Below are 15,246 nucleotides of genomic sequence, written 5' to 3'. Positions count from 1 at the left end.
AGAATTCTCAGGGCGGAGTTTTCCTCCGCCATGACGCCTCAGCCATGTCGAATCCCAACACATCGTACGCCCCCGCGCAGCGCCCACTCCCGGTGCAGCCTTCGGGGTGCGAGCCGTTTGAACTGTCGGTGGTCGTGCCGGTCCACAACGAGCGGGAGAACATCGGCCCGCTCGTGGCCGAGATCGTCGCCTCGCTGTCAGGTGTCGTGCCATTCGAGATCGTGTACGTGGACGACGGCAGCTCCGATGGCACCGCCCAGGCGCTCCAGCTCGCCCAGCAGGGCGCACCCATGCTGCGGGTGGTGCGCCATGCACGGAGCGCCGGCCAGAGCACCGCGATCCGCACCGGCGTGCTGGCCGCACGGGGGCGGTGGATTGCGACCCTCGATGGCGACGGCCAGAACGATCCGGCCGACATCCCGGCACTGCTCACGCAGGCCTGCTCGCTGGCGGCGCAGCGTGGCGATGACCGGCTGCTCGTGGCCGGCTGGCGCACGGCGCGACGCGACACGGCCTTCACGCGCTGGCAGTCAAAGGTTGCGAACGCCGTCCGTTCGCGGCTGCTGCGCGACGGCACCCCCGACACCGGCTGCGGGCTCAAGGTGTACGCCCGCGCCACTTTCCTTGCCCTGCCGTACTTCGACCACATGCACCGCTTCATGCCCGCCCTCGTGCGCCGGGAAGGTGGCGAAGTCCTCTCGGTGCCGGTGAACCATCGACCGCGCACGCGCGGGGCGTCTCACTACGGCGTGATGAACCGACTCTGGACGGGGGTGGTCGACATGGCGGGTGTGATGTGGCTGGCGCGGCGGGCGCGCGTCGTGCAGCGCCTCGAGCATGGGCCACTCCGTGAGCGGGTGTCATGATGGAGAGCTCGAGCATCTGGCTCGCCGTCGGCTTCCTCGGGCAGTCGCTGTTCTCGGCCCGGTTCATCGTCCAGTGGCTGGTCAGCGAGAAGCGTCGGAAGAGCGTCACCCCGGTGGCCTTCTGGTACTTCAGCCTCGCCGGCGGCATCATCCTGCTCGCGTACGCCGTGCACAAGCGCGACACCGTGTTCATGGTGGGACAGGCCACCGGCCTGCTGGTGTACGCGCGGAACCTGATGCTGATCCTGCGCCCGCGGTCCGACGCTTCCGCCGACGCCTCCGCCGTGCCGACCCCGACGTCCGACAGCGCCGACCGTTGAGCACGCGATGAGCGTGTACGAATCCACGGCGCCACGCGGTGGCGGCGTGACCGTGGCGGCTGTGCTGGTCGCCGTCGTGACCGTGACGGGCCTCTTCACGCGACCGCTGCTCGCCATCGACGAGACCCGGTACGCCGCCGTGGCGCTCGAGATGCTGCAGCGCAACGACTGGCTGGTGCCGCACCTGAACGGGGCGACGTACAGCCACAAGCCGCCGCTGCTCTTCTGGCTGGTGGCCGCAGGGTGGAAGGTGTTCGGGGTGAGCGAAGCCTGGGCCCGCCTGGTGGGCCCGCTGGCCGGCGTGGTGGCGCTCGCGCTGCTCACGGCACTCGCCCGCGCACTCTGGCCGCACGACGCGCGCACCCGCGGCTGGGCGCCGGTGATCACGGTCGGGGCGCTGCTCTGGGCCGCCTTCGGCACGCTCTTCATGTTCGACACGCTGCTTGCGTGTTGTGCGCTGCTGGCGCTGCTGGGCATCGTGCACGCCGTCGAACATGGGAATCGCCGCGGCGTGTTCTACCTCGCCGCCGGCATCACACTCGGCGTGCTCTCGAAGGGCCCGGTGATCCTGCTCCACGTGCTGCCGGTGGCCCTCGCGGCACCGTGGTGGGCCACCCCGCGCGCGGACCGGCGCTGGGCCACCTGGTACGTCTCGCTGCTCGGCGGCCTGCTGCTCGGGGTGTGCGGTGCGCTGCTCTGGGCCATCCCGGCCGGCGTTGCCGGAGGGGCGGAGTACCAGCGCGCGATCTTCCTCGGGCAGACGACCGGGCGGATCGCCAACAGCTTCGCGCACCGGCGCGGCATCTGGTGGTACCTGCCGCTCCTCCCCGCGCTCCTGTTCCCCTGGTTTCTCTGGCCCGAGTCGTGGCGCGCGCTGTCGGCACTTCGCCAGGCACCACGGGATGCCGGTGTCCGTTTCTGCGTCGCCTGGGCGGGGGCCGCACTGGTGCTCTTCTCGCTCGTCAGCGGGAAGCAGGTGCACTACCTGGTGCCGATCGTGCCCGCGGTGGCACTGCTCCTTGCGCGCGGGCTGAGCCAGCGTGAGGCGGCCAGCTTCGGCCGGCCCTGGCTGGTGGCGCTGGTGCTGCTGCTCCTCGGGGCAGCCGTCATCGCCGTCGGCGTGACGCCTCTTGGCGATCGGGTGCTCTGGTGGCCGCACGCCACGGTGGCCTGGGGTTGGGCGCTGGTGCCGATGGCGGCCGCCGTGATGCTGGTGCTCTGGGTCCGCGGGCGCATCACGCGCAATGCGGCGGTGCACACCCTGGCCGTCAGCACCACGGTGCTGCTCGCTGCGCTGCAGCTCGCGATCGCGCGGCAGGCGACGGTGCCGTACGACACGGCGCCGATGGCAGCCGCGGTGCGCACCGCACTGCGAGCAGGGCGTCCCGTCGCGATGCTCGGCAGCTATCACGGCGAGTATCATTTCCCGGCGCGGCTGCGTGACGTCCGCATCGAGGTGCTGCCGCCGCCAGCCGCGGCGACGTGGCTGGCCGCACATCGCGACGGCCTGCTGCTACGCTACGACCGCGGGCGCGATGCGCCGGTGCCGGAGGGCAGTGTCGAACGACACCCGTTCCGGAACGGGTGGGTGTCGCTCTCGCGTGGGCTGCCGGCCGGCGGAACCGTCGCGGAGCCCGCCGGCGGGGAGTGACGCGTCAGCGGAGCGCGGTCGATTCCGCGGCGTCGAGCGTGGCCCGCTCGAACGCCGACGCGATGATGCTGCGCACCTGCGCGCGCTCCAGCAGGAACGCGTCGTGCCCGTGGATGGATGTCACCGTGTGGAACGCCACCCCCGTCGCACGCGCCCACGCCTCGACGATCTCCGCACTGTACAGCGCATCGCCGGCCACGCCCGCCGCAGCGATGCGGTGGGCGAGTGGTGCCAGCACGTCGCGCCAGCCGCCGCGGCCCCTGCCCACATCGTGCGTGTCCATCGCGCGCACGCGCTGCTCGTACTCGACCGGGTCGAATCGTGCCACGAGCTTGCGGCCCTGGTGCTCGAGGTAGGTGGCCATGGTGCGGCCTTCGGCCGACGGTGCATCGCCGCCGAAGCGCGCCTCGAACTCGCGCTCGGTGCGATAGGTCATCATCCCCACGGCTCGCGCCAGCTCGAACCCCGCCGCGCCATCGCCGATGGCCAGTGCCTTCAGCTGCACCATGTTCCAGCCGGCGCCCCAGGCAGTCTGCACGGCGGGTGCGGCGAGCACGAGCGCATGCGTGGGCGCGCCACTCTCGATCGCCGTCTCGAGTGCAATCATGCCGCCGAGTGAGCCGCCCGTCACGAAGGTCGCCTGCGGCAGGCCGAGGGCGCGGACGAGTGCGACGATGCCGCGTGCGAAGTCGCGGATCGTGGGCGGACGCTCGCGCGGAAAGGCCGCGAGGGTGCCCGGCGTGAACGCGTGTGGATACAGGGTGGCATAGCGCTCGCGCGCCACCGCCGGACCGACCTCGCCCCACCATTCCTGCAGGATCGCCGGCGTGCCGGTGAGCGAGGGGCAGATCACGACGATCCCGTCGCTGGGACCGTCCGGCGGCACGAGGGCGTAGCGCATCGCGGCATCCGCGACCGTCGTGCCGTCCTCGAAGGTGAAGGCGCCGATGGACTGCTGCGGGAGGGCCGGCGTGTGGCGGGCGTGCGGCAAGGATGGCATGAACACAGCGCGCCTGTGCGAACGTGGGAGCCGCCAGGCGCGTCCATTTTAGCGAGTTGTTTAACGTGGCTGCAATAAGGCGGCAAATCACCACGTGTACGGTTGTGCTGAGAGGCTACGGAGCCCCGGCCGGGGTGTCAAGTCGGGGGATCGGAGTGGCTCACTTCCGCGTGCCGCGCACGCTGGGGCGGCGCGAGCGGGTCTTGCCGGGCTTCTTCGGCGGACGGGGCGGCAGGTCACGCACGAACAGGAACTTCTTCCCGATCGAGAGCTCCGAGCGCGAGATCGCCCGGTAGCGCCAGATCTTCTCCGGGAACTCGTCGATCGACGATTGCATGAAGCCGGCGCCCAGGAAGAGCGTGTCGGCGAGCGAGACGGCGAAGAGCTGGGGAAAGCCGCGTCGGTTGGCGAGGTCCACCGCCGCGGTGATGAGGTGCCGGCCGAGGCCCTTGCCCTGCGCCGCTGGCGCGACCGCCAGCGAGACCAGCTCGCAGAGCGACGGGGAATACTCGTCCAGCGCCACCTGCCCCCAGAGCCCCCCATCGGGGCTGCGCACGACGCGGTAGTCGCTGAGGTGCTGGGCGACGAAATCCTCGGTGCGGGGCAGGGTGAGGCCGTCGGCCGAGAACTGGTTGTTGAGGGCGACGATGGCCTGCACGTCGGCCTCGGTGGCCGGCACGGCGGGCGGCAGCGGGATCCGCTCCTTCACGGGCCTGACGGGCGGGGTCATGGGGCGCTCGCGGCGAGATCGCTGATGGCGTTGCCGGTCAGCCGGAACGTCGTCCATTCGGTGAGGCCCTGCGCCCCGAGCGACTGGTAGAAGCCGATCGATGGCTCGTTCCAGTCGAGCACCGACCACTCCACGCGTCCGCAGCCCCGCTCCACGGCCAGCTTCGCGAGGTGGGCGAGGAGCGCGCGGCCGATGCCCTGGCCACGGAACCCGGGACGCACGAACAGGTCCTCGAGCCAGAGTCCCGGCTGCGCGAGGAAGGTGGAGTAGTTCCCGCAGAAGAGGGCGAATCCGGCGACCTCTCCCTGCGACACGGCCAGCACGACCTCGGCCTTCGGCGCGGCACCGAACAGCGTGTCACGCAGGCGTGCCTCGGTGGCCACGCAGTCGTCGCGCATGCGTTCGTACTCCGCCAGCCCCTGGATCAGCTCCAGGATCGCGGGAACGTCGGTCTCGGTGGCGGTGCGGAGCACCACTGTCGGGTTGGACATGCCGAAAGATGTGGAGCCGGCAGGAAAACAGAAGTTGCCGGACGGCGCGCCTCCGGCGCCGCCCCGGAAACCCGCCCTTTCGCAGGATCCGTGCGATGTCCGCCACCCAGGTCCATGAACTGCACGCCGCTGACGGCCGGGTGGCCGTGCGTCGTGTTTCCCTGGACAGCGGTGCCCGCCTCTCTCGCGCGCTGCTGAGCTACCTGGTAGTGCTGATCGCCTCGCTCCTGCTCCTGCCCTTCGGGTTCGTCGTGCCCGAGCGCCTGGCGCCGGCGTATGCCTTCACGCCGCTCGGCACGCTCGCCACGCTGGCGATGTTCGTGCCCTATGGTTTCCTCTCGCGGCGTGCGAGGACCGGGCGGGCCGGACAACATGTCCTCTCGATCGTGGCGTCGGGTGGCCTGCTGGCGCTGGCGCTCGAGACGGCCCAGCTCTTCGAGCCGTCGTGCGAGGCGTCGCCGTGGCACCTGCTGGCGGCGATGGCCGGCGCCGGACTGGGGGCCTGGCTCTGCGCGCGCGCCCACGAGGATGAATACGGGACCAGCAACGCCGTACACGCCATGCTCCTACAGCTGCCGCTGATGGGGCTCACGTACCTGCTGCTGCCGTTGCTGTGGGCCAGTGGGGCTGCCGCGCAGGGCGATCCGGCGCGGCTCGCCCTCACGGTGAGCATCGGGTTGATGGGCGCCTCGATCCTGGGATCCGTGGCCCGCGCGATCCGCGGCTACACCCCGGATCGCGCCCCATGGATGGTGCCCGCCGTGGCCCTGCTCTGGAGCGCGATCGGGATGCTCCCGTCGCTGCTGGTGGACTGGCGCATCACCCTTGGCGGCATGGCCCTCATCACAGCCTTCGCGTCGTGGCGCGGGCGCTGGTCGGCACCGCCGTTCCAGGAGCGGCGCTACGAGACCCCCGCGCTGCTGTCGGCGGCACCGTTCATGGCGCTCTACTTCGTGGGTGCCGGCATCTGGCCGGGCCACAGCTTCCGCAGCAACCCGCTCGTCCACCTGGGCATGCCGGTGAGTGAGGCCGGCCTCGCGCTGGCATTGCCGCTGCTCGAGATGGGCATCGCGGCCACCGTCCTGGGCTACGTGGTCGCCGAGTTCAATGGGCGGTCGGAATCGGCGCTGCGCGACATCCTCGCACGGGTGCTCGCGCAGGCGTGCGTGGCGCTGGTGCTGGTGGAGGTCGCGCGCAGCTTCTTCGGCTTCGAAGGCGCGAGCCTCCTGCGCGTGGTGCTGGCACTCGGCGCCGCGGCCTACGGTGCGATGTTGTACCACCTGCAGCGCGCCCACGTGAAGGTCATGGCGCGGCGCATCGCACCGTCACGTTAGCGCGTCCGGCGCGCGACAGACAGCAGCACGGAAACACCGCACACGATCACCGCCGGAAGCCGCAGCGGCGGCACGCCTGCCATCACCAGCAGCGAGCAGGCGATGGCCATGCCGTGCCACGACGGGAGCGCGATCGGTGCCAGCGGTGGCGACACCGGCGCAGCGTACTGCCCGGCGCGTGCCGTGACGGCCTCCAGGCTTCCGGAGACGCGGGTGGCGGAGCGTGCACTCTGCAGCGGCGAGGCCAGCAACGAGAGCCCGAGACGCAGTGCACCCTCGAGCGCCGTGAACGCAGGCGGCAGCATGTCGGCTCCGTCGGGTGCCACCGTCGCAGGCAGCACCGGCGTGCGGCGCATGCCCGGCGCAGCGCCTGTCCCCGGAAGAGATGCACCTCCACCGATCCCGGTGAGCGTGTGCAGCCACTGCGCGGCCGGACAGCCCGGATCGTGTGCGGCCACCTGCTGCAGCAGTGACGAGGCGAGCGCCATGTCGCCGCTCCGCTCCGCCAGCGCCGCGCGCTGCAGCAGCAGCAGGGGCTCGGCGGGATGCAGCGCCAGCGCATGCTCACTCGCGATGCGGGCTGCCTCGAACTCGCCGCGGTCCGCGGTGTGGAGGCCGAGCAGGTACAGCACGGCGGCGGAACGGGGCAGGCGCGCGACGGCATCGCGCAGCACCTGCTCGGCATCCGAGGTGCGGCCGAGGAGCTGCAGCGCGGCGGCGCGCAGGTACCACGGTGAGTCGGTCCCGAGCTGCGGCGACCAGATCGCATCGAGCGCCGCGAGCACGAGGTCGGCGCGCCCGGTCTGCAGGGCGCGGGTCGCGGATTCGAGGGCGACGGCGAGCGACGTCGTGTCGGGGAGCTGGCCGCCCTCGTCCAGCCGGCCGGCCAGCGAGATGGGTGGATCGGCGCGCTGCGGGCCGCCGCTGCCGTCCGGCGGCAGGGAGCGAGGCTCCCGGTGCGGCAGCAGTGCCGGATCGCCCACCGTCGGCGGAATGCCCGTCAGCACCGGAGCCGTGAGCAGCGGCAACCGGACCGGCGGCATGCCGCCGCCCGCCGCATGGACCGGCGGGATCGTCATCGGACGTGCAGTGCGAGGGGAGGGCAGGACATCCTCCCTGAGGATCGGCAGCCCGGCGGGCCGGGTTGACCGGCGCGCTTACCAGGAGCGTGGCGTGCCGCGCCAGTCGACGAAGGCCGGTTCGCCGCTGCCGTCGGCGGCGTCGAGGGCGGCGAGGAGGCCGCGTGCGACGTCGTCGATGTCGGCGTGGAAGCCGGGGCCAGCCAGGTCCAGCCGGTAGCGCCCGGCGTTCCCGACGACGGTGCAGATGCCCGCGCGCTGCAGGTCCATCGCGGCGGTGCGGACGAGCATCAGGTGTGCCGCATACGCGGTGGCCACGGCGTAGCCGCCGCCACGGATCTTCTCGCCGATGCTGCCCAGCCAGCTCGCCTGGATCAGCGCGCGGGCCGGCTGGAGCGCAGCGACGAGTTGCAGCGCGGCCAGCGTTGCCGGAAGGAGCTGGGCGAGCTCCTGTTGCAGCGCGGCGGACGTGACTGCGACGAGGTCGGACACCGCGTCATCCGGCTCGTCGGACTGCGCCGGCGGGATCGGCAGCTCGGCGATGATCGCGCGACGCACCGCAGCGGCATGCGCCCAGCTACCCGGCTGCCACGCCACGGGGGTGAGCAGCCCGGGGAACTCGTCCCGCAGGTCATGCAGGGCAGGGGGGAGGCGCGCCGGTGCCTGCACCGCAGCGACGACGGGTGCACCCATGTCGAGCACGGCGCGCACGAGGGCCAGGCCCAGCGGCCGCTGCGCGCCGAGCACCAGTGTCGTCATGCGGCACCGTCCCGCACGGCGAGGTGCAACGCAATGCCGCCGAAGAGCATGCGTCGCTGCTCGACCACCGTGAAGCCGTGCGCGCGCAGCATCGCCGCGAACTCCTCCGCCGTCACGAACGAGGCGATCGAGCGCGCGATGTACCCGTAGATCGCCGGCGTGCGGTGCCACCACCATCCCACGACGTCGCCCGCGAGTCGGAGGTACCCGAGGAACAGCACACGCCAGATGGCGTTGCGCGGGACGAAGAAGTCCAGCGACCCGAGCACGCCGCCGGGACGCAGGGCGCGGGCACACTCGCGCACCGCGGCCTCGAGATCGGGAACGTTCCGGAAGCCGTAGCCGGCCGTCACGATGTCCAGCGTGGCGCCAGCGACCGGCAGGTGCGCCAGCTCGCCGGACTCGAACGTGACACGTGTGCGCCGTTCCGCCGGGACGCGCGTGCGCGCGATCGCGAGCATCTCCGCCGAGGGGTCGACGCCGGTCACGTGCAGGGCGGGCAGCCTTTCGGCCAGCGAGAAGCCGATGTCACCGGTGCCGCAGGCGGCGTCGACGGCGCGCGTCGCGCCGGCCGCGCGCTGCGTGACGGCATCGACGAGGTCGCGTTTCCACCCCGCATCCATGCCGAAGGAGAAGAGCCGCGTGAAGGCATCGTAGCGTGGGGCGATGACGTCGAACATCGGTGTCACCACGCCCTGCTTGCGCGCGGCATCGGCCATCGCTGCGTCCAGGTCCTGGGCGCGGAAACGGGCCAGCGCGTCGTCGGTGTGCGGTCGGTCCATGCGGCGATGCTACGCGGCTGCCACCGCGGCGGCAACGCTTCGCACCGCCGCCGCTCAGAACCCGATCGTCAGCCGGCGGCGGGCGAGGGTCACCTGCGGAGCGAGCGCCGGCGCCTTGTCGAGCACGCGGGCGAGGGCACGATCCACGTCCCGGTGCCGCTGGGCCACGTACCCGATCGCCTCCACCATGGCCCTGGTGCGCGCCGTGTCGAGTGCCGGATCGATGCGGCGCAGCGAGTCGAGCACGGCAGGCAGTGCACGCCGCCGCGACCGCTCGGCCACGAAGCCACGGAGCGCCGCCTCACGCACGCTCGCATCGCCGGCCGCCATGGCCATGCCGAGCGCACGGTCGCCGTCGCCCGGAATCCGCCCGAGCACCTGCGCGGCATGCGCGCGGAGCGGTGCAGGGCCATCCCAGAGGATGAGTTGCAGCGTCGGGGTGGTCTGCTTTGCGTCGCGCGCGGCGCGGGCGAGGATCGTCAGCGCGGTGCGTGCACGGACGATCGCGTCAGGCGCATCGAGCTGTGGTGAGTCGCCCAGGTCGCGTGCCAGGCTGCGCGCCACCAGCGTGGCGGTCGTCCGTCCGGGCTTCTCGTCGAGCGCGGCGATGGCGGCGAGGCTCGCGCCACGCACGCGGGCATCGTCATCGCCGAGCTGGTCGCGCAGGGCATGGATCGCACCCCTCGCGGCCGGGCCGGCGTTGGCGAGCGCCGCAGCGGCGCGTGCGCGATCGCGTGGCTCACCGGTCGGGAGCCGCTCGCGGAACAGGCGGATGTTCGGCTCGCCGATCTGTACCAGCGCGATGCCGGCATCGGCGGCAACGAGGGGATCGTCATCGCGCCAGGCACGCCAGAGCGCGGATGAGGCACGGCGCGCGGCGCGTCCGCCATGCCCGATCGCACGGATCGCCGTCCGCCGCACGGCAACGTCGGGATCGCCGATCAGCGGCGTCAGGTGGAGGATCGTCGATTCGGTGACGTCGGCGAACTGCGCGAGTGCCTCGAGTGCCGCCTGCCGGACGATCGGTTGCGGGTTGCGCAGGTCCTCGCGCCAGTCGGCCTCGGGTCGACCACCGACGAGCGGGGCGCGATCCTGCGCGGCCGCGGTGACGGGCCGTGCCAGCAGCAGGCTGAGGCAGAGAAGTGGCGCGAGGGGACGCATATGGCGCGAGTTTCGGATGCGTCGCGCGCGCGCTTGACCAACCGTCACGGCCGGGATCGGCAGGAGGGCTGCGGTTGCCGTCTCGCGATCCGGGTGTGGGCATCGACCTCGTCCGCGCAGCCAGAGGGCTGACGTGCACGCAGGCGCCCGTGCCACTGTCCGCCTCCAGAATCCGAACGTACCACGCCGCGGAAATCGAAGTCAAACGAGCGCAAGTGTGGATGCGTGCCGAGATGAGACGAGATGATTCCAATCTTCTCCCGGTCATCGCCGTGACGCTTCCACTGCATTCCTGTGACGCACATGTTGGAATCGTCGGCGCCGTCAGCCGCCATGCGACACTCGCTTCCACACGGGGGAGTCATGCGAAAGCGGGTTGGTACGGACGGGACGGGTCCTGGTGCGCGCGTGGTGATGGTGCTGGCCATCATCTTCGGCGCGGCGATGCCGCTGCAGGCGCAGAGCGGGTCCATCCAGGGCAGGATCAGGGACGTGCAGGGCGGACTGGTCGTCGGTGCGCAGGTCACGGTGGACCAGAGTGGTGCGCGCACGACGTCGTCGGTGCGCGGCCTGTACTCCCTCAGTGGCATCGCCGCCGGACGCCGGACGCTGCGGGTGCGCGCCCTCGGGTTCGCGCCTGAGACGTTGCAGGTCACGGTCACCGCGTCGCAGGTGACGGTGGCGGACGTGGTGCTGAAGCAATCCGCGCAGCAGCTCGCGCCGGTGCGCACCGTGGTCGGCTCACGCGCGAAGCACACTGCGGCCGAGGAGCTGGCGGTGCCGGTGGACGTGTTCACGGTGGAGGAGCTGAAGCGCTCGGGGTCCACGGAGACGACGCAGATCCTCGCGAACCTCTCCCCCTCGGTGAACTTCCCGAAGCAGGCGGTCACCGATGCCACGGAGATCGTGCGGCCGTTCACGCTGCGCGGCCTGTCACCCGACCATTCGCTGGTGCTCATCAATGGCCAGCGTCGGCACACCACCGCGATCCTCAACGTCTTCTCGAACGGGTCGGCGCCGGGGTCCAGCGGTGTCGACCTGAACGCGTTCCCGTCGAGTGCCGTGGACCGGATCGAGGTCCTGCGTGATGGCGCGTCCACGCAGTACGGCTCGGATGCCATCGCTGGTGTCGTGAACCTGGTGCTCAAGGAGGGGCAGTTCGCGCCGTTCGTGAACACCAGCGTGGGCCAGTACCGTCCCGGGCGCGGCTACCAGAATGACGGCACCACCACCGATGTCGCCGGCGGCGTGGGTTTCCGCATCGGGCGCGGGTCGCTCGGGTTGTTCGCGCAGTACATGAACCGCAACGCCACCAACCGTGCCTGCCCGGACGGGAGCTTCAGTGACATCAACGGAATCGCCGACTCGGTGGCCGACTGCCGCGTGGTGATCAAGCGCAGCGGGGTGCCGCAGCCGAACGTGCACTGGGGCGACGGCCTCGAGCGCGACCTGCACAGCTTCGCGAACCTGCGGCTGCCGCTGAATGCCGACGGCACCACCGAATTCTACGCGTTCGGCGGCTACTCCGACCGCGACGGCACCGGGAACGGCTTCTTCCGCAAGCCGCAGAACTCGCGCAACTGGGCGCAGATCTACCCGCTGGGCTTCCTGCCGGAGTTCCGGCCTTCCGTGATCGACTATTCTGCCGCCACCGGCATCCGGACGGCGCTCGGTGGCTGGGCGACCGACGTGGGCGTGAACTACGGCTACAACGGCTTCGACTTCAACCTGCGGAACACGCTCAACTCGTCACTCGGCCCCAGCCTGACCGTGCCCACGGCACCGGGACCGGATGGTGTGCTCGGCACGCGGGACGATCCGGGCATCGCGAACCAGACGTCGTTCTTCGCCGGTGCGGTGCGTCGCGGGGAGTTCAACGCCACGTTCAACACCTCGCGGCAGTTCGCGATGGGCATGCCCGCCCCGGTGAACGTGGCGCTCGGCGCCGCGTTCCGTCGCGAGGCGTACGACGTGATCGCCGGTGAGCGCGCCTCGTGGATCAACGGCTACCACAAGACGGCCGACAGCTCCGGGATCGCGCAGGGGGGCTCGTCGGTGTTCCAGGGCTTCGCGCCGAGTGACGCGAGCTCCAACACCCGCACGAACTTCGGCGTCTACGCGGACCTCGAGTCGAACCTGTCCACGAACCTGCTGGCGAACGTCGCCGGCCGCTTCGAAAACTACAGCGACTTCGGCAGCCGGATGACGGGGAAGGCCGCGCTCCGGTACCAGCCGTCGAAGAAGCTGGTGCTCCGCGGTGCGGCGAGCACCGGGTTCCGCGCCCCGGGGCTGCAGCAGAGCTGGTACAGCCACACCACCACGGCCATCCAGGGTGGCGTGCTGGTGGAGATCGGCAACTTCCCGGTGACGAACCGGGCGTCGCGCATCTTCGGGGCGTCGGCGCTGAAGGAGGAGACCTCGGTCAACCTGAGCACCGGCGCGGCGTGGTCGCCCACGAACGACTTCAACCTCGCCGTCGACTACTACCACATCACCATCGCGGACCGCATCCTCCTCGGGGCGACCTTCGACGGGACCTCGGATGCGGCGGTGGCGAAGATCCTGGCCGACTCGGGGCTGACGACGATCGCCGGCGTGCAGTTCCCCACCAACGCGCTCGACACGAAGACCGACGGCGTGGACATCACGGCCAACTACCGGCTGGTGGCGCTCCGCGGGACCTTCGACGTCACTGGGGCGCTGAACTACACGACCACCGACATCACGCGCATCGCACCGCTGCCCGCCATCCTCGCCGGCACCGGCACCAGCTACACCAGTGCGCTGGACGCCGTCACGATCAACGCGATCAAGCGGAACCGGCCCAACCGGCGCTCGTCACTGGCCGTGAAATATGCCAGCGGGCGCTTCCACGCACTCGGCCGCGCCTCGGACTACGGCAGCTTCATCGAGGGCAGCCTCGATGGCCTGGAGTCGTTCAAGGCCAAGACCATCTTCGACACCGAGGTGGGGTACCGGTTCGAGGGCATCAACGTGAACCTCGGCGCACGCAACCTCTTCAACACCTATCCCGACGAGGTGCAGATCGAGGCGAACACGAACAACGGCACCTTCATCTACCCCGGCTCGTCGCCGTTCGGCTACAACGGGCGGTTCGTGTACGTGCGGGCGGAGATGCTGCTCAACCGGTGAGGGTCGGGGGGAGCGGTGCACCGTGCGCGGGCGATGTGCGCGTGCGGTGCGCGCGTGCGGTGTGCGTGTACCGTGTTCTGGTGGCAGCTTCCGCATCGCGGGTTCCCACGGAGCCACGGAGTCCACGGAGGGCACGGAGAACTGCAAAGGCTGGGGGGAACTGCGTTCGCGATCGCGGACGCTGCCTCGCGCGAGCAGTTCCCCACCAGCTCTTCTCCGGGCCCTCCGTGCCCTCCGTGGCTCCGTGGGAACCCGCGGACTTCCACAAACACCAGCCCCGCGAATCCGCGGGAGTTTTCAGCCCGCCGCCGGCCGCCAGCGTGAGGGACCTCTGGCCTGGAACGCTGCGATGGACGCCTACTGATCGTCGCGAATCACGCGGATGCCGGGCGTCTCGAGGTCGTCCATCTGGCCATCCTTCACGGCCCAGAGGTACCCGCCAACCGACACGGCGACGATGACCAGCGCCAGCGGCACCACGAGATACAGGATGCTCATCGTCCGTCCTTGGTGAATGTGCGTCCCAGCCAGCTTGCCAGCACGACCGTGAGGGAACTGGTCGGCATCATGATCGCCGCCACGAGCGGGGTGATGTGGCCGGTCATCGCCAGCCCCACACCCACCACATTGTACGCCAGCGCCCACGCGATGTTGCGGCGGATCATCGTCATCGACCGGCGCGCGCCGGTGTCGAGCGCCACCAGGGCGGTCAGCCCGTCCCGCGTCATCGCGACGTCGGCGGTCGCCAGCGACGCCTCGGCACCGCCGTGCACCCCGATTCCGACCGTCGCCGCCGCGATCGCCGCGGCATCGTTCACGCCGTCGCCGACCATTGCCACGCAGGGCGGGGTCCGGCCACCACCGACCGCCTGCACCAGCGCGGTGACGCGCGCCGCCTTCTCCTCCGGCGTCGCCTCGGCCACGATCTCGTCGGGCGCGAATCCGAGCTCGGCACCGACCCGTGCCGACACGGACTGCGAATCGCCGGAGAGCAGCAGGGTCCTCCAGCCGCGTGCGCGCAGTGTCGCGAGGGCGGCAGCCGCATCGGGACGGATCGCGTCGCCGAACGAAGCCCGTCCCACGATGCGGCCATCGACCGCGACCAGCACCGGCGTGTAGCCGTCCGACGCGACCGACACCGACGCCGGCGCGTGTGGCAGCTCCGTTGCCAGGAACCTGGGTGAGCCGAGCACCACGTGGTGCCCGCCCACCGTGCCCACGATGCCGCCACCGATCGTGTGTTGCACCTCGGCCGACGCGGCGGGCGTGAGGCCGGACCACGCACGGCGGAACCCGGCCGCGATCGGATGCGTCGACGTCGCCTCGAGCGCCAGGATCATCGGACGCAGGCCCTCGTCCCCCGACCACGACACCAGCGTCGTCTCACCGACGGTGAGCGTGCCCGTCTTGTCGAGCACGAGCCACCCCGGCCGGCTCAGCGACTCGAGCGTGTCGCCGCCCTTCACGTAGATGCCCGTGCGGGCAGCGCGTCCGACCGCTGCCGTCATCGCCAGCGGCGTGGCCAGCGCCAGGGCACACGGGCAGGTCGAGATCAGCAGCGCGATCGTGTTGTCCCACGCCGCTGCACTGTCACCGCGGCGGATCCAGAGGAAGAACGTCGCGGCGGCAAGCGACAGCACCACCAGCACCAGCTTCGAGGCCAGACGGTCGGCGAGCAGGACAACCGGCGCCCGCCGCTGTGCGCTCTCGTCCACCTGCGCGAGGATGCGCGCCAGGCGGCTGTCATCCCCGGTGGCCCGCACGCTGATGCGGAGCTCTGCGGACCGGTTCAGGGTGCCGGCATACACCGTGTCGCCCACGTCGACCTCCACCTCCTCGGACTCGCCGGTGAGGATGGCGCGGTTCAGGCGGCTCGAGCCCTCGATCACCTCACCGTCCACCGGGATCGTCTCGCCGGCG

The 15,246-nt window shown here is 71.1% G+C and carries 14 protein-coding genes and 1 riboswitch; of the genes, 5 read left to right on the top strand and 9 right to left on the bottom strand.

The window, feature by feature from the left end; translation table 11 throughout:
• Positions 1-44: 44 nt before the first annotated feature.
• From IT355_01000 to IT355_00990, 3 genes are read left to right on the top strand one after another with little or no spacing between them, the layout of a single operon-like run.
• Positions 45-866, top strand: a complete 822-nt coding sequence (locus tag IT355_01000) for a glycosyltransferase family 2 protein (GenBank protein MCC7051810.1) — start codon at positions 45-47, stop codon at positions 864-866.
• Positions 863-1,186: a lipid-A-disaccharide synthase N-terminal domain-containing protein gene (locus IT355_00995; GenBank protein ID MCC7051809.1), complete on the top strand. Its 324-nt coding sequence runs from the start codon at positions 863-865 to the stop codon at positions 1,184-1,186. The genes IT355_01000 and IT355_00995 overlap by 4 nt, the downstream gene beginning before the upstream one ends.
• Before the next feature lie 7 nt (positions 1,187-1,193).
• Positions 1,194-2,837 carry a glycosyltransferase family 39 protein gene (locus tag IT355_00990; protein ID MCC7051808.1) on the top strand — a complete coding sequence of 548 codons (1,644 nt, stop codon included), beginning with the start codon at positions 1,194-1,196 and terminating at the stop codon, positions 2,835-2,837.
• Positions 2,838-2,841: 4 nt separating this feature from the next.
• Here IT355_00990 and IT355_00985 read toward each other — a convergent pair whose 3' ends face one another.
• The 3 genes from IT355_00985 to IT355_00975 form a co-directional block, all read right to left on the bottom strand.
• A complete protein-coding gene (locus IT355_00985; GenBank protein ID MCC7051807.1) occupies positions 2,842-3,837 on the bottom strand; it encodes an alpha/beta fold hydrolase in 996 nt (331 codons plus the stop codon).
• A 27-nt stretch (positions 3,838-3,864) separates the two neighbouring features.
• Positions 3,865-3,941: riboswitch (SAM riboswitch) on the bottom strand.
• 56 nt (positions 3,942-3,997) lie between these two features.
• Positions 3,998-4,567: a GNAT family N-acetyltransferase gene (locus IT355_00980; protein MCC7051806.1), complete on the bottom strand. Its 570-nt coding sequence runs from the start codon at positions 4,565-4,567 to the stop codon at positions 3,998-4,000.
• Entirely contained in the window at positions 4,564-5,040 is a 477-nt protein-coding gene (locus tag IT355_00975; GenBank protein MCC7051805.1) for a GNAT family N-acetyltransferase, read from the bottom strand. Before IT355_00975 ends, IT355_00980 begins: the two co-directional genes overlap by 4 nt.
• A gap of 113 nt (positions 5,041-5,153) precedes the next feature.
• Between IT355_00975 and IT355_00970 the strand changes: the two genes are divergently transcribed.
• Positions 5,154-6,392 (top strand): hypothetical protein, encoded by a 1,239-nt coding sequence (locus IT355_00970; GenBank protein ID MCC7051804.1) that lies wholly within the window; start codon positions 5,154-5,156, stop codon positions 6,390-6,392.
• Here IT355_00970 and IT355_00965 read toward each other — a convergent pair.
• The 4 genes from IT355_00965 to IT355_00950 all read right to left on the bottom strand — a co-directional run bounded on the left by IT355_00965 (position 6,389) and on the right by IT355_00950 (position 10,173).
• A complete protein-coding gene (locus IT355_00965; GenBank protein ID MCC7051803.1) occupies positions 6,389-7,471 on the bottom strand; it encodes a hypothetical protein in 1,083 nt (360 codons plus the stop codon). The genes IT355_00970 and IT355_00965 overlap by 4 nt on opposite strands.
• Before the next feature lie 78 nt (positions 7,472-7,549).
• Positions 7,550-8,230 (bottom strand): hypothetical protein, encoded by a 681-nt coding sequence (locus IT355_00960; protein ID MCC7051802.1) that lies wholly within the window; start codon positions 8,228-8,230, stop codon positions 7,550-7,552.
• Positions 8,227-9,012 carry a ubiquinone/menaquinone biosynthesis methyltransferase gene (locus IT355_00955; GenBank protein MCC7051801.1) on the bottom strand — a complete coding sequence of 262 codons (786 nt, stop codon included), beginning with the start codon at positions 9,010-9,012 and terminating at the stop codon, positions 8,227-8,229. The genes IT355_00960 and IT355_00955 overlap by 4 nt, the downstream gene beginning before the upstream one ends.
• 54 nt (positions 9,013-9,066) lie before the next feature.
• Complete coding sequence (locus tag IT355_00950; protein ID MCC7051800.1) at positions 9,067-10,173, bottom strand: HEAT repeat domain-containing protein; 1,107 nt, start codon at positions 10,171-10,173, stop codon at positions 9,067-9,069.
• 408 nt (positions 10,174-10,581) lie between these two features.
• On the opposite strand from IT355_00950, the gene IT355_00945 reads away from it, so the two are divergent.
• The gene (locus IT355_00945; GenBank protein ID MCC7051799.1) at positions 10,582-13,326 is read left to right on the top strand and encodes a TonB-dependent receptor; all 2,745 of its coding nucleotides are present in this window, start codon (positions 10,582-10,584) and stop codon (positions 13,324-13,326) included.
• Positions 13,327-13,683: 357 nt separating this feature from the next.
• Here IT355_00945 and ccoS read toward each other — a convergent pair whose 3' ends face one another.
• Together ccoS and IT355_00935 are read right to left on the bottom strand one after the other, a co-directional pair.
• Positions 13,684-13,824 carry a cbb3-type cytochrome oxidase assembly protein CcoS gene (ccoS, locus tag IT355_00940; protein MCC7051798.1) on the bottom strand — a complete coding sequence of 47 codons (141 nt, stop codon included), beginning with the start codon at positions 13,822-13,824 and terminating at the stop codon, positions 13,684-13,686.
• Positions 13,821-15,246: cation-translocating P-type ATPase (locus IT355_00935; GenBank protein MCC7051797.1), on the bottom strand; the 1,426-nt coding region annotated here is incomplete at its 5' end. The genes ccoS and IT355_00935, both read right to left, overlap by 4 nt.

Source organism: Gemmatimonadaceae bacterium (assembly GCA_020851035.1).
GTDB lineage: Bacteria > Gemmatimonadota > Gemmatimonadetes > Gemmatimonadales > Gemmatimonadaceae > JACMLX01.
The sequence above is the reverse complement of the archived record's forward strand: the minus strand, read 5'-3'. Positions and strand labels throughout refer to the sequence as shown.

Coding starts and splice junctions, on each gene's coding strand:
- IT355_00960 (MCC7051802.1), bottom strand. CDS start 8,230: ATGACGACACTGGTGCTCGGCGCGCAGCGGCCGCTGGGCCTGGCCCTC.
- IT355_00950 (MCC7051800.1), bottom strand. CDS start 10,173: ATGCGTCCCCTCGCGCCACTTCTCTGCCTCAGCCTGCTGCTGGCACGG.
- IT355_00995 (MCC7051809.1), top strand. CDS start 863: ATGATGGAGAGCTCGAGCATCTGGCTCGCCGTCGGCTTCCTCGGGCAG.
- IT355_00985 (MCC7051807.1), bottom strand. CDS start 3,837: ATGCCATCCTTGCCGCACGCCCGCCACACGCCGGCCCTCCCGCAGCAG.
- IT355_00955 (MCC7051801.1), bottom strand. CDS start 9,012: ATGGACCGACCGCACACCGACGACGCGCTGGCCCGTTTCCGCGCCCAG.
- IT355_00980 (MCC7051806.1), bottom strand. CDS start 4,567: ATGACCCCGCCCGTCAGGCCCGTGAAGGAGCGGATCCCGCTGCCGCCC.
- ccoS (MCC7051798.1), bottom strand. CDS start 13,824: ATGAGCATCCTGTATCTCGTGGTGCCGCTGGCGCTGGTCATCGTCGCC.
- IT355_00970 (MCC7051804.1), top strand. CDS start 5,154: ATGTCCGCCACCCAGGTCCATGAACTGCACGCCGCTGACGGCCGGGTG.
- IT355_01000 (MCC7051810.1), top strand. CDS start 45: ATGTCGAATCCCAACACATCGTACGCCCCCGCGCAGCGCCCACTCCCG.
- IT355_00990 (MCC7051808.1), top strand. CDS start 1,194: ATGAGCGTGTACGAATCCACGGCGCCACGCGGTGGCGGCGTGACCGTG.
- IT355_00965 (MCC7051803.1), bottom strand. CDS start 7,471: ATGACGATCCCGCCGGTCCATGCGGCGGGCGGCGGCATGCCGCCGGTC.